We start from the raw sequence: 13,061 nt of genomic DNA, 5'->3' as shown, positions 1-13,061 counted from the left end.
GGCCATTGTGCGCCCGCCCCGCCCTCCGCCGGACCACCGCACCGGCAGCCCGTCGGCTACGCGCTGTTAACCGCCGGGGCACGCCGCCGTCACGGCCGCTCCCGGCCCGGCTGGCTATGCTCGGTGCCATGGCCGTGCTCCGAAGGCTCACCCAGACAAGGCGTCCCACCACCGAGCGGACCGCCCTGGCCGGCGAGGCCGCGGCCGCGGCCGCCGAGGCCGCCCTGCGCGCCGAGCCGCACCCCGCCCCGGCCCGCCCGGAGCCCCCGTCGGAGCCCCAGCCCGAGCAGCCCAGGGCCGGAAAGGCCCCCAAGGCGCCCGCCGGGAACCACACCCCCGAGCCGGACGACCCGCGCGCCGCCGCCTTCTTCGACTGCGACAACACCATCCTGCGCGGCGCCGCGATCTTCTACCTCGGGGTCGGCCTCTACCGCCGCGGCTTCCTCACCCGCCGCGACATCGCCAGGTTCGCCTGGCAGCAGGCCTGGTTCCGGCTGCACGGCGCCGAGGACCCGGACCACATGGCCGACGCCCAGCACACCGCGCTCGGCCTGGTCGCCGGCAAGCGCACCGCCGATCTCGAGGACCTCTGCGAGGAGGTCTTCGAGGAGGTCGTCGCCGACAAGATCTGGCCCGGCACCCGCGCCCTGGTCCAGATGCACCTGGACGCCGGGCAGCGGGTCTGGCTGGTCACCGCCGCCCCGCTGGAGGTGGCCCGGGTGATCGCCCGACGGCTCGGCATGACCGGTGCGCTCGGCACCGTCGCCGAGGCCCAGGGCGGCCTGTACACCGGCCGCCTGGTCGGCGAGCTGCTGCACGGCCCGGCCAAGGCCGCCGCGGTCTGCGCGCTGGCCCGCCGGGAGCGGCTCGACCTGGACCGCTGCGCCGCGTACAGCGACTCGGCCAACGACATCCCGATGCTCTCGCTGGTCGGCCACCCGTACGTGGTGAACCCGGACGGCGCGCTGCGCCGACACGCCCGCACCCAGGGCTGGCGGGTCCGGGACTTCCGGACCGGGCGCAAGGCCGCCCGGGTGGGCCTCCCGGCCGCCGCCGGGCTCGGCGTCCTCGCGGGCGCGGCCGCCGCCGGGGTGGCCCTGCACCGCCGCCACCGCGCCTGACCCCCGGGGCCGGCCGGCTCCGCCGTCGGTCCGCGCCGCCCCCGACCGCCCCGAACCGCCGCGCGCCGCGCCCGGGATCGCACCAGGGCCCGGCTCCCCTGCGCGGGTGACCACCCGTCAATCCACGCGCTGACCAGGCCGCTCGTACGGGCGAACTCCCGCGCGCCGCAGGCCGGTCCACGCCCGTCTTGCGAACCTGCCAGCCAGTGACCGGTTCTGATCGTTCGCCAGCCCGGGAAAGTCAGGGGTTGCCGGGCCCTGAGACAGGGAAACCGTCCGCCGGACCGCCAAATATGTCACCCGGCGCACCCGTTCGATCACGTTGAGCCGGATGAACGATGACACGTTCGGTCAGTGTCAGCCGAATATGCACGCCATGTGGATCCCAAACGACCACTTCGACCACACGGTGTAGCTGTCATTGCACAAAGCGTTATTCTCTCCTGGATGCACGTCACCCACGCGCCCCTATCGGACGGGCTGCGGGGCCGTGCTCTCCGCGCAGGCGGAGGTGATCCGTCCACAGTTCTGCCTCTGGGAGTCCCGTGTACCCACCCGTCCGGAACGACGCGCCTGCACCCTCCCGCCCGTCGCCCGCGCCCCTGCGCTCCCGCACCAGCCTCCGTGGCCGCCCGGCCTCCGCCCGGCAGATCTCCACCGGCCTCGACCTGTTGCGCAGCCTGCTCCTCAGCCAGCTCGCCACCTCGCCCCAACTCGTGCCCGCCGGCGCCTCCTTCGGCCAGGCCCACGCCCACCCCGGCGGCCTCGCGCTGCGCACCACCGCGGCCGGCTCCACCGGTACCGGCGCCCGCGGCCGGACCGGCACCACCGGCCGCAGCCGGGCGAGGACGACCCCGAGCCCCGGCTACGAGACCGAGCACAACCCGATCATGGAGCTGGTCGAACGGGCCCAGGCCGGCGAGAGCGAGGCCTTCGGCCGTCTCTACGACCACTACTCCGACACCGTCTACCGCTACATCTACTACCGGGTCGGCAGCCGGGCCACCGCCGAGGACCTCACCAGCGAGACGTTCCTGCGCGCGCTGCGCCGGATCGGCACCTTCACCTGGCAGGGCCGGGACTTCGGCGCCTGGCTGGTCACCATCGCCCGCAACCTGGTGGCCGACCACTTCAAGTCCAGCCGGTTCCGGCTGGAGGTCACCACCGGCGAGATGCTGGACTCCAACGAGTGCGAGCGCAGTCCGGAGGACTCCGTCCTGGAGTCGCTCTCCAACGCCGCCCTGCTGGACGCGGTGCGCCGGCTCAACCCGCAGCAGCAGGAGTGCGTCACGCTCCGCTTCCTGCAGGGGCTCTCGGTGGCGGAGACCGCCCGGATCATGGGCAAGAACGAGGGCGCCATCAAGACCCTCCAGTACCGCGCCGTCCGGACGCTGGCCCGGCTGCTGCCGCCCGACGCCCGGTGAGCGGCGCACCAAGTGCTGGCGCCGGCGGGGAGATACCCGCCGGACCGTCACCGTCGGTGCCGGTCCGACACGTCCGGGTGAACGGTCGGTCCGATGATCAGCCGTGCGTAACCGACCGCCCGCACCGCTCGTTGGCCAGCGTGCAAGCCTCCACCAGGCGTACGGTCAAGTCGAATTGCGACCTCTCACCCGATGGAGTGGCTTTGGCCCGCCGAGGCAACCGTCCGGCAGGCCGGGGTGTCGACAACGACGAAGGGAGGTGTGGCCCGTGACGGCAAACGTGCTGGAGCACCGGCGCGCGAAGGCCTTCGCCGAGGCGCTGGAGGCCCACCAGACAGAGCAACGCGGCCCCGCCAACGCCGAATCGGCCAACACCGCTTCCACCGGCGCAGGTTCGGCCGCCATGGCGGAGCTGATCGGCGTGGCCGGCGCACTCGGTGCGCTGCCCGGTCCGGAGCTGGACCCGGAGGTCCGGACGGTCCAACGAGCCCAGCTGATGGCCGCTTTCGAGCAGGCCTTCGCCGGGGGGACGGGCGCGGTCGTGCCCCGACAGCGCCGCCACCGGGCGGTCCGGATGGCGCCCCGCGGCCGCTGGAGCCGCCGGTTCGCGATCGGCGGGCTGGTCGCCGGGCTCGCCGTCGGCAGCCTCGCGGGCGCTGCCGCCGCCAGTACCAACGCCCTCCCCGGGGACACGCTGTACGGCATGAAACGCGGTCTCGAAGGGCTCCGACTGGACCTCGCGGACTCCGACAGCGAGCGCGGCGAGCTGCTGCTCGACCACGCCTCCACCCGGCTCGACGAGGCCAACAGCCTGATCGGGCGGGTGGACACCGGTACCTCGCTCAGCCCGGGCACGGTCGACCAGGTCCGCCGCGCGCTCGACGACATGCACGCCGACGCCATCAAGGGCCGGGAGCTGCTGCGTTCGGTCTACCGCAGCAACGGCTCGCTCGACCCGATGCGCACGCTGGCCGGGTTCGCCCACGACGAGGACGGGCGCTGGACCGACCTGCAGAGCAAGCTGCCCGTCCAGCTGATTCCGCAGGCCCACCTGGTGGACCAGCTCTTCGACGACATAAGCGAGGACGTCGCGCCCCTGCGCCTGGTCCAGCCGCCCGCCAAGGGCAGCGGTCCGAGCGTCGGGTCGGGCGGCGCGGACAGCCCCGCGTCCGGCGGCCGGGCGGACACCCCGGCCGGTGGCGGCAGCGTCGTGCCCGGTGCCGGAGCGGCCCCGGGCGGACCGGGAGCGGCGGTCGGCGGCGGCAAGGCCGGCACCGCCGACCGGGCGCCGAGCGCCGGGGCGAGCACGCCCACCGGCGGCGGGAGCGGCGGACCGGCGCCCAGCAGCGCGCCGAGCAACCCGGCGGACCCGGTCGGCGGGCTGGTCGACAACCTCACCAGCGGGCTGACCGGCGCCAAGCCGTCACCGAGCGCCGATCCGGCCCCGGAGCAGGCTCCGCAGCCGTCGGTCTCGCCCAGCGCCTCCACGGGGGCCCCGCCGGGCGTGGACGTGCCACCGCTGATCCCGGGCCTGCTGCCCGGACTGCGGATCCTGGGAGGCTGACCGACAGCGGTCGACGGACAGCGGCCCGGGGCCCGGCGTTCACACGCCGGGCCCCGGGCCGCTCACCGTCGCGGTACCGGAGGGCTCCGCGCAGGGCTCGGAAGGCCGCAGGGGTCAGAAGGCCGGGCTCAGAAGGCCGGGCTCAGAAAAACACCGAGCGCCGCTGCACCAGCAGCTTGTAGAGGGTGTGCTGGATGGTCTCCCGCACCTGGTCGGTCAGCTCGAAGACCAGCATCGGGTCGTCCGCCGCCTCCGCCGGGTGGCGGTCGGTCGGGATCGGCTCGCCGAACTGGATCGTCCACTTGGTCGGCAGCGGCACCGCGCCGAGCGGGCCCAGCCACGGGAAGGTCGGCGTGATCGGCACGTACGGCAGGCCCAGCAGCCGGGCCAGCGTCTTGAAGTTGCCGATCATCGGGTAGGTCTCCTCCGCGCCGACGATCGAGCAGGGCACGATCGGCACCCCGGCCCGCAGGGCCGAGGCGACGAACCCGCCCCGCCCGAACCGCTGGAGCTTGTACCGCTCGGAGAACGGCTTGCCGATGCCCTTGAAGCCCTCCGGCCAGACCCCGACCACCTCGCCGCGCTCCAGCAGCGCCTGCGCGTCCTCGTTGCAGGCCAGGGTGTGACCGGCCTTGCGGGCCAGCTCGTTGATGCCGGGCAGCACGAACACCAGGTCGGCGGCGAGCATCCGCAGGTGCCGGTGCTCCGGGTGGTGGTCGTGGATCGCGACCTGCGTCATCAGGGCGTCCAGCGGGACCGTCCCGGAGTGGTTGGCGACGATCAGCGCGCCGCCCTCGGCCGGGATGTTCTCGATCCCGCGCACCTCGACCCGGAAGTACTTGTCGGCGAGCGGGCGCAGCAGCGAGAGCAGCACCTCCTCGGTGAGCTCCCGGTCGAAGCCGAACTCGTCCACCTCGTAGTCGCCGGTGATCCGGCGGCGCAGGAAGGCCAGCCCGTCGGCGGCCCGGCCCTCCCAGCCCTTGCCGAGCAGCCGGGTGGCGGCCGGGCCGAGCCGGCCGGCCAGCGCCCCGCCGACGGCGTCGGCCAGCTGGTCGGCCAGGCCGGCGGGCCGGTCCGGCTCGCTCCAGCTGGGCGCGGACTCGATCGGGATGACCTTGGCCTCGCCCGTCGCGTTCACTGCTGCGGCACTCATCGCGGGTTCAGCTCCTGGGTCGGTTCGGACGGGTGGGCGGCGCGGGGGGCCCGACGGGCCCCGGGTGCCCGGAGTGCCGGGCGTGCTCGGGGCCGAGCAGCGCGGCCAGCCGGTCGGTGACGGCGGTGAGCCGCTCCGGCGGCAGCAGGCCGGCGGACTGCGCGGCGGCGAAGTCGGCGAAGGCCTCCGGGGTGGTGAACCGCGGCTGGTAGCCGAAGGTCTCGCGCAGCAGCGTGGTGTCCACCACCCGGCCGTGGGTGAGCAGCCGCAGCTGCTCGGGCGAGAAGTCGACCATCCTGGTCTGCCGGGCCACCGACGCCATCCAGCTGATCGCGGGCAGCAGCAGCGGCAGGGTCGGCCGGCCGAGCCGACGGGCGCACTGCGAGAGCAGCAGCACGCCCTCCCCCGCCACGTTGACGGTGCCGGTGTTCACCGTGCCGGGCCGGGCGGCGACGGCCGCGCGGCAGAGCACCTCGACCGCGTCGTCCTCGTGGACGAACTGCAGCCGGGGGTCGTAGCCGAGGACGGTGGGCAGCACCGGCAGCGCGAAGTACTCGCCGAGCGGGGTGTCCGCGCCCGGTCCGACGATGTTGGCGAACCGCAGCACGCTCACCGCGACGTCGGGGCGGCGGCGGGCGAAGCCCCGGACGTAGCCCTCGACCTCGACCGCGTCCTTGGCGAAGCCCCCGCCGGGGAGGTTCTTGGGCTGCGTCCGCTCGGAGAACACCGCCGGGTCGCGCGGGGCCGAGCCGTACACGCCGGTGGTCGACTTCACCACCAGCCGCCCCACGCCGGGCGCCTTCTGGCAGGCGCCGAGCAGCTGCATGGTGCCGATGACGTTGGACTCCTTGACCGACGAGCGGTTGGTGGAGCCCAGGCCGGTGGCGCTGACGCTGAGGTGGACGACGGTGTCGACCTGGTACTCGGCGATCACCCGGGCCACCGCCGGGCGGCGCAGGTCGAGCTGGTGGAAGCGGTACTCGGCCGCCGGCCCCTCCGGCTCCGCGAGCGGCTGCCGGGGCGGCTGCACATCGACGCCGACCACCAGGTCCACGCCGGGGCGGCGGCGGATCTCGTCGGCGAAGCGGGCCCCGAGACGACGGGCCACGCCGGTGACGAGCACGACCATGCCCACGGTGCTGCACCCCATTCCTCGGCCTCGGCGGCCTGCGTGCACCGTACCGCGCCGCCCTGTTCGGCCGTGAAACGACACCGCCCGCCCAGGCCGCGAGGGCCTGGACGGGCGGTGGAAGCGCTTGGCGCGCGAGGCGCGGCCGGGGGCGCTTACTTCTTGTTGCGACGCTGAACGCGAGTCCTCTTCAGAAGCTTGCGGTGCTTCTTCTTGGCCATACGCTTGCGACGCTTCTTGATGACAGAGCCCACGGAACAACCCTCGCTCACTGAGACTCTCGTCCGTGAGAGACGGAGTCCATACGACTGACGGAGGGCCTAGCCTACCGTCCACTCGGCCAGGGCCGTAATCGTGGTCCCTTTGACCGGGAAACTCGCGGGAAATCCACGGCAAACGGGTGCGGGGCCCACCGGCTGTGAGCCCCGCCCCGCCGACCGCGTCCTACGCGCTTTCGAGCCGCACGTAGGACTCCTTGAGGTACTCGTGCACCGCCTGCTGGGGCACCCGGAAGGACCGTCCGACCCGGATGGCCGGCAGCTCTCCGCTGTGCACCAGGCGGTACACCGTCATCTTCGACACCCGCATGACCGCGGCCACCTCCGCCACGGTCAGGAAGACGACTTCCTGCAGAGGGCGTTCGCCGGAACTCATGACCATCACCCGACCCTTACCCGTGTGCAAGGCACCGGCTTCCCCTCCGGTGACTCCACCGGCACACGTGTATCCCCAGAGTAGTTATGGGTGGTACCAGTGGGAAGAGGGAGAAGCGCAGTCCTCGTACGGTGAGAGATAGTCCTGTTGCAGTACGTAGCCGCTCAACGGTCTGTCGCAGGGGACGTGCGCACTTCCCGGCACCTCCACAACCGGGGGCCGGGGTTCAGGCCAGTAGGCCGTGGTGGGGGAAGGCGGCCCGGCGCGCGGAGAGGATCGCCTGATCCAGCCGGTCGGCCGGATCGTACCCGTCCTCGAAGTCCCGCCAGGACGGGCGGGCGCCGTCGGTCATCCGCAGCGGCGCCGGGCGGCGGGAGCGCCGGTACACCTCGGCGCGCCAGGCCTCCGGGGTCTCGGTGGCCGGATCGACCGGGCGCCCGGCGGCGGTGGCGACCAGGTGGGTCCAGCTCCGCGGGACGACGTCCACGACGGCGTAGCCGCCCCCGCCGAGGGCGATCCAGCGGCCGTCGGCGAGGCGGTGGGCCTGGGCGTGCAGCTCCTCGGCGATCAGCCGCTGGGCGTCCACGGTGACGGCGAGGTGGGCGAGCGGGTCCTCCAGGTGGGTGTCCGCGCCGTGCTGGGTGACCAGGACCTGGGGGCGGAAGGCCGCCAGCAGGTCGGGGACGAAGGCGTGGAAGGCGCGCAGCCAGCCGGAGTCGCCGGTGCCGGCGGGCAGCGCCAGGTTGGCGGCGGAGCCGGGGGCGTCGGGGCCGCCGGTCTCGGTGGGCCAGCCGGTCTGCGGGAAGAGCGTCGCGGGGTGCTCGTGCAGGGAGATGGTGAGCACCCGCGGGTCGTTCCAGAACGCCTGCTGGACGCCGTCGCCGTGGTGGACGTCCACGTCGACGTAGGCGACCCGTTCGGCGCCGAGTTCGAGCAGCCGGGCGATGGCGAGCGCGGGGTCGTTGTAGATGCAGAAGCCGGACGCCTTGCCGGGCATCGCGTGGTGCAGGCCGCCGGCGAAGTTCACGGCGTGCGGGGTCTCGCCGCGCCAGACCGCCTCGGCGGCGGCGACGGACTGCCCCGCGATCAGCGCGGAGGCCGAATGCAGCGCGGGGAAGGCCCAGTTGTCGTCGGTGCCGAGCCCGTGCCGGTGGTCCTGCTGGTCGGGGTGGGCGGCGGCGTGCTTGACGGCCGCCACGTACTCGCGGGTGTGCACCAGGCGCAGCGTGGACTCCCCGGCGGGGGGCGCGGACCTGACCGTCACTCCGGGCCCGGAGCTCAGTCCGAGGGACTCCACCAGGCGCATGGTGAGCGCCAGCCGGGTCGGGTCCATCGGGTGGCCGGGGCCGAAGTCGTAGGTCGTGACGGCCTCGTCCCAGAAGAGGTGCAGGCCGCAGGGGGTGTCACGCTCGGCTTCGGGCATGGCCTCCACGGTAGTGCGTCGGCGGGGCGCGATGGCCGCCAGGGCGCGTCCCGGCGGCCCCCGGTCGCGGCCGGGAGGCTGGGCCCGGCCCGGCCGATCCTGCCGGGCCGGGCCTACACCGGGAGCCGGCCTGCCGCGACCTGCGCGGGAGCGGCCACCGGGCCCGTGCGGCCCGCCAGTCGGCAGCCGAGGCAGTCGGGGTGGCCGCCCGGGGCGGCGGCGTCGCGGGCGCGCCAGTGCCGGCGGCCGGGCGGGCGCGGTCCGGTGGCCTTGCCCCAGCCGGCCAGGTGCAGCAGCCAGGCGGCGAGCGCGCCGAGGAGGACGAGGGCGGCGCCGAGCCAGAGCCCGGCGGCCGAGCCCGCGATGAACGCCGCGCCCGCCACGGCGGACCCCAGGACCGCCAGCGCGACCCCCGTCCAGCCCGCGACGGTGTGGCCCATGTCGTGATCGCCGTGTGCGCCCATGTCTCCTCATTTGGTCTGATGGGTGGGTCGCGGACGGATCGGCTCCGAGCCGCGCGGAGAAGATTTATCTCACGAGCTAAGTAACTTAGATGCTAAGGAGATTCCCTGTGGAGGGCAAGCCGCGCCCCCGGGCGACGGCCGAGCAGGCGCTGTACGCGATGGACCGGATGATCGCGCTCGCGCAGTTCGGCCAGCAGGACATCGCGACGCGGCTCGGCCTCAACGTCACGGATCTGACCTGCCTCGGCTTCGTCATCGAGGCGGCGATGGCCGGCCGGCCGCTCGCCGCCGGCGACCTGGCCGCGCAGGCGCACCTGACCACCGGAGCGGTGACCGGAGTGCTCAACCGGCTGGAGAAGGCCGGGTACGCCCGCCGCGAGGCCGACCCCGGCGACCGCCGCCGGGTCCGGGTGGTGATGGAGGAGACCGCGCAGGCGCGCATCCTGCAGGTCTACGGTCCGTTCTACGAGCGCATCGGCGCCCTGTTCGCCGACTACTCCCCCGACGAGGTCGCCGTGCTCGCCGACTGGTTCACCCGGGCGAAGGCCCTCCTCCAGGAGTCGCTGGAGGAGATCCGCGAGCCCTGAGGCCCGGCGTCGGGTGGGGTCCGCAGGGTCAGGCGGCCGCCGGTTCGAGCGCGGGCGCCGGGGCGAAGCGGTCGGCGAGCGGGAGCACGGCGAGCACCAGCACCATCGGGGCGAGCAGCGCCCAGCGGTACGAGCCCGCGTCCGCGATCGCGCCGACCAGCGGCGAACCGATCAGGAAGCCCACGTAGTTGAACAGGTTGAGCCGGGCGACCGCGGCGTCCGAGTCGGCCGGGAAGAGCCGCCCGCCGGCCGCGAAGACCTGCGGGATGATCGCGCAGATCCCGAAGCCGAGCACGGTGAACGCGGCGATGCCCGCCCAGGTGCCGGGCGCGGCGGCGGCCAGCGCGAAGCCCAGGGCCGCCAGCGCGGCGCCGACCCGGACCACCGGGACGGCGCCCCAGCGCTGCACCGCGCGGTCCCCCAGCGCCCGGCCGAGCAGCATCGCGACCATGTAGCCGAGGTAGGACAGCTTGGCGAGGTCCTCCGGGCTGCCGAGGCCGTCGGTGAGGTACTTGACGCTGTAGTTGGAGACCGAGGCGTCCGCGATGTACGCGAAGGCCATCGCCAGGCAGAGCGGCAGCAGCGGGCGCCAGGGGATGGACCGGGCGGCGGCCTCGGCGGCCTCCCGGACGGCGTCGCCGAGCTCGGCGGGCCCGGCGAACCGGGTGCCGGCCAGCAGGGCCAGCGGCGCGATCACCGCGGCCGCCGTGCCGAACAGCAGGGGCAGGCCCAGGTCGTAGTGCGAGCCGAGGCCCGCGACGGCGGCGCCGAGGATCCCGCCGAGGCTGAACGCGGCGTGGAAGCCGAGCATGATCGAGCGCCCGTAGCGGTGCTGGAGGCCCACCCCGAGCATGTTCATACTCGCGTCCAGTGCCCCGACCAGCAGCCCGAAGGCGCCCAGGGCGAGCCCCAGCTGCCAGAGCGTGTCGCCGAGCCCGGCGGCCGCCAGGCTGAGGCAGACGGCGGGCTGGACGGCCCGCAGCACCGCCCGGGCGCCGGTCCGCTGCACCAGCCGCTCGGAGGCGATCGACCCCGCCCCCGCGAGGATCGGCACCGCGGCCAGGAAGACGGGCAGCAGCGCGTCGCTCAGCCCGTACCGGTCCTGGAGCTCGGGGATGCAGGTGACCAGCAGGGCGAAGGTGACGCCCTGGAGCAGGAAGGCCGCGGCGAGCGCGGCCCTGCCCGCCCGCAGCCGCGGCGGTATCCCGATACTCACGCACACCTCGCTACTGGCCGGTACGACGATGTTGCGAGAGCGTAGGGGGTGCCGCGGCTTTTGGGGAGGGGGTGCGCACGAGCGATCGGCCGCGTGCGACCGGCCTTGTCCGACCGGCCGCGTGCGATCAGCCGAGCAGGGCGCAGACCTCCGCCAGCCCGCCGATCAGGCCGGTGGCCCCGGCCGCGGTGAGCCGCGCCGGGTCGGTGAGCGCGGTGTGGCCGTACACGTCCATGCCGGCGGCCCGCGCGGCCAGCACGCCGTTGACGCTGTCCTCCAGCACCAGGCAGCGGGCCGGGTCCACGCCGAGCGTCCGGGCCGCGTGCAGGAACAGGTCCGGCGCGGGCTTGCCGACCCCGACGTCCTGGGCGCTGAAGATCCGCTCCTCGGCGAAGTGGCCGCGCAGACCGGTGACGTCGAGCGCGGTGCGGATCCACGCGTGGTGCGCCGAGGAGGCCAGGCAGTAGGGCACGGAGCGCTGCCGAAGCGCCTTCAGCAGCGCCTCCGCACCCTGCACGGCGATCAGCTCGGTGTCGAACGCGGCGAACACCCGGGCGTGGAACAGCTCGTCGAAGCCCTCCGGCAGCCTGGCGCCGTCGTGCCGCTCGGCGATCACGTCATGGACCCGGTGCGCGGCGGTGCCCATGAAGTCCCGGTACGAGTCCTCGATGGTGGTGGGGTAGCCCAGCTCGGTCAGGTACTCGGCCAGCAGCCGGTTGGAGAGCGGCTCGCTGTCCACCAGGACACCGTCGTTGTCGAAGATCACCAAGTCATAGGACATACGTCCGAGCCTACTGGCCTACTTACCGCCGGACGCCAGCTCCCGCGAGCGGTCCCGGGCCGCCTCCAGCGCGCTCAGCAGGGCCGCCCGCACCCCGTGGTTCTCCAGCTCGCGGATGGCCGAGATGGTGGTGCCGGCCGGCGAGGTGACGGCCTCGCGCAGCTTCACCGGGTGCTCGCCGGAGTCCCGCAGCATCACCGAGGCGCCGATCGCCGACTGCACGATCAGGTCGTGCGCCACCTGCCGGGGCAGGCCGAGCAGGATCCCCGCGTCCGTCATCGCCTCGACCAGGAAGTAGAAGTACGCCGGGCCGGAGCCGGAGAGCGCGGTCGCCGCGTCCTGCTGGGACTCGGGCAGCCGCAGCGCCTTGCCGACCGAGCGGAAGATCTCCTCCGCCCGCTCCAGGTGCGCCTCGGTGGCGTGCGAGCCGCCGGAGATCACGCTCATCCCCTCGTCGACCAGGACGGGCGTGTTGGGCATCACCCGGACCACCGGGGTGCCGGCCGCCAGCCGGTCCTCGAACCACGCGGTCGGCACGCCGGCCGCCGCCGAGATCACCAGCCGGTCGGGGCTGACGTGCGGCGCCAGCTCCTCCAGCAGGGTGCCCATGTCCTGCGGCTTCACCGCCAGGATCAGGGTGTCGGCGAGCTTGGCGGCCTCGGCGTTGGTGGCGGTCGCCACGCCGTACTTCGCGGCCAGCTCGGCGGCGCGCTCCGGGCGGCGGGCGGTCACCAGGACGTCCGCCGGGTCCTTGCCGGCCCGCAGCAGACCGGAGAGCAGAGCCTCACCGATCTTGCCGGTGCCCAGGAAGGCGATCTTCTGTCCGTGTGCTGCGCTGCCGCTCATGGCCGCTCCCTACGTCCGGTGCTGCGGCCATCCTCGCACCGCACCCGCGCCCCCGGCGGGAGCGTCCACCCTGCGGGAAGCCCCTGGACCGCCGAGACGGGCCCTAGGGAGAAACTCGGGGTTCTCCCCTATGGCCCCGGGCAGCCGTCGGGCGCACCGTGGAGGTATGGCACACGGAGACATGTCCCGACGTGAGAACCGGCAACTGGCCGTCGCCTCCGCGACGGTGGGCCCCTGGCGGACGGCCGCGGGAGTCGGCGCGGTGGTGGGGGCGACAGCCCTGGGGATCGATCTGATCACCGGGGACTGGTCGCTGAGCATGCTGGCCGGCCCGGCCGGCTGGGCGCTGTTCTTCTTCTTCCTGGTCGGCACGGTGGGCGGCCAACTGCGGCGCGACACCGGCGACCGGCGGCTGCGCCGGTGGGCGGCCGAGCACCCCTGGCAGGCGGCGCTGCCGGCGGCGGGCGGACTGCTCGTACTGAACACCCTGGCGCAGGCCTTCCTCGGCGACGCCAGCCTGTTCGGCGCGTTCTTCCTCTCGCTGCTGCCGGCCGGCCTGCTGCTGGCGGTCGCGGGGGTGGTGGGCTCGGTGAAGCAGGCCCGCGGGAAGGACTGACGCGGCGACACGCCGCCGCCCGGCCCGGACAAACCGGGGTGATCCCCGCGGACCGCGCGGGCGTTCACCCGTTGGTGTGCCCC

Annotated in this window: 14 protein-coding genes; 5 read left to right on the top strand and 9 right to left on the bottom strand. The window is 74.2% G+C overall.

All coding sequences use genetic code 11. The features are described 5' to 3' along the window. The first annotated feature begins 128 nt into the window (after positions 1 to 128). The 3 genes from ACGFZP_RS25990 to ACGFZP_RS25980 all read left to right on the top strand — a co-directional run bounded on the left by ACGFZP_RS25990 (position 129) and on the right by ACGFZP_RS25980 (position 4,109). On the top strand, positions 129 to 1,121 hold the full coding sequence (locus ACGFZP_RS25990) for an HAD family hydrolase (RefSeq protein WP_392937369.1): 993 nt from the start codon (positions 129 to 131) through the stop codon (positions 1,119 to 1,121). A 650-nt stretch (positions 1,122 to 1,771) separates the two neighbouring features. Further along, complete coding sequence (locus tag ACGFZP_RS25985) at positions 1,772 to 2,545, top strand: ECF subfamily RNA polymerase sigma factor, BldN family (protein ID WP_387946908.1); 774 nt, start codon at positions 1,772 to 1,774, stop codon at positions 2,543 to 2,545. 268 nt (positions 2,546 to 2,813) lie between these two features. Beyond that, positions 2,814 to 4,109, top strand: a complete 1,296-nt coding sequence (locus ACGFZP_RS25980; protein WP_392937366.1) for a DUF5667 domain-containing protein — start codon at positions 2,814 to 2,816, stop codon at positions 4,107 to 4,109. Positions 4,110 to 4,251: 142 nt separating this feature from the next. Here ACGFZP_RS25980 and ACGFZP_RS25975 read toward each other — a convergent pair whose 3' ends face one another. From ACGFZP_RS25975 to ACGFZP_RS25950, 6 genes are all read right to left on the bottom strand, one after another. Beyond that, complete coding sequence (locus ACGFZP_RS25975) at positions 4,252 to 5,262, bottom strand: lysophospholipid acyltransferase family protein (protein ID WP_392937364.1); 1,011 nt, start codon at positions 5,260 to 5,262, stop codon at positions 4,252 to 4,254. Between the two features lie 7 nt (positions 5,263 to 5,269). Continuing rightward, positions 5,270 to 6,397, bottom strand: a complete 1,128-nt coding sequence (locus ACGFZP_RS25970; RefSeq protein ID WP_392937362.1) for an NAD-dependent epimerase/dehydratase family protein — start codon at positions 6,395 to 6,397, stop codon at positions 5,270 to 5,272. 149 nt (positions 6,398 to 6,546) lie between these two features. Beyond that, complete coding sequence (locus tag ACGFZP_RS25965) at positions 6,547 to 6,645, bottom strand: 30S ribosomal protein bS22 (RefSeq protein WP_003948845.1); 99 nt, start codon at positions 6,643 to 6,645, stop codon at positions 6,547 to 6,549. Positions 6,646 to 6,835: 190 nt separating this feature from the next. Beyond that, entirely contained in the window at positions 6,836 to 7,045 is a 210-nt protein-coding gene (locus tag ACGFZP_RS25960; protein WP_148644250.1) for a helix-turn-helix domain-containing protein, read from the bottom strand. A gap of 226 nt (positions 7,046 to 7,271) precedes the next feature. After that, positions 7,272 to 8,468: an acetoin utilization protein AcuC gene (locus ACGFZP_RS25955; RefSeq protein ID WP_392937359.1), complete on the bottom strand. Its 1,197-nt coding sequence runs from the start codon at positions 8,466 to 8,468 to the stop codon at positions 7,272 to 7,274. Between the two features lie 113 nt (positions 8,469 to 8,581). Continuing rightward, the gene (locus ACGFZP_RS25950) at positions 8,582 to 8,932 is read right to left on the bottom strand and encodes an HGxxPAAW family protein (protein WP_392937357.1); all 351 of its coding nucleotides are present in this window, start codon (positions 8,930 to 8,932) and stop codon (positions 8,582 to 8,584) included. A 107-nt stretch (positions 8,933 to 9,039) separates the two neighbouring features. Between ACGFZP_RS25950 and ACGFZP_RS25945 the strand changes: the two genes are divergently transcribed. Next, positions 9,040 to 9,519 (top strand): MarR family transcriptional regulator, encoded by a 480-nt coding sequence (locus ACGFZP_RS25945; protein ID WP_392937354.1) that lies wholly within the window; start codon positions 9,040 to 9,042, stop codon positions 9,517 to 9,519. Positions 9,520 to 9,547: 28 nt separating this feature from the next. Here the strand turns inward: ACGFZP_RS25945 and ACGFZP_RS25940 are convergent, their stop codons facing one another. The 3 genes from ACGFZP_RS25940 to proC form a co-directional block, all read right to left on the bottom strand. After that, positions 9,548 to 10,735, bottom strand: a complete 1,188-nt coding sequence (locus ACGFZP_RS25940; RefSeq protein WP_392937351.1) for an MFS transporter — start codon at positions 10,733 to 10,735, stop codon at positions 9,548 to 9,550. Positions 10,736 to 10,862: 127 nt separating this feature from the next. Next, the gene (locus tag ACGFZP_RS25935; RefSeq protein ID WP_392937349.1) at positions 10,863 to 11,516 is read right to left on the bottom strand and encodes an HAD family hydrolase; all 654 of its coding nucleotides are present in this window, start codon (positions 11,514 to 11,516) and stop codon (positions 10,863 to 10,865) included. Positions 11,517 to 11,534: 18 nt separating this feature from the next. After that, positions 11,535 to 12,362 carry a pyrroline-5-carboxylate reductase gene (proC, locus tag ACGFZP_RS25930; RefSeq protein ID WP_392937346.1) on the bottom strand — a complete coding sequence of 276 codons (828 nt, stop codon included), beginning with the start codon at positions 12,360 to 12,362 and terminating at the stop codon, positions 11,535 to 11,537. 181 nt (positions 12,363 to 12,543) lie between these two features. Between proC and ACGFZP_RS25925 the strand changes: the two genes are divergently transcribed. Next, the gene (locus ACGFZP_RS25925) at positions 12,544 to 12,978 is read left to right on the top strand and encodes a hypothetical protein (protein WP_392937343.1); all 435 of its coding nucleotides are present in this window, start codon (positions 12,544 to 12,546) and stop codon (positions 12,976 to 12,978) included. Positions 12,979 to 13,061 lie beyond the last annotated feature (83 nt).

This window comes from Kitasatospora sp. NPDC048239 (assembly GCF_043202015.1).
Classification (GTDB): domain Bacteria; phylum Actinomycetota; class Actinomycetes; order Streptomycetales; family Streptomycetaceae; genus Kitasatospora.
The sequence above is the reverse complement of the archived record's forward strand: the minus strand, read 5'-3'. Positions and strand labels throughout refer to the sequence as shown.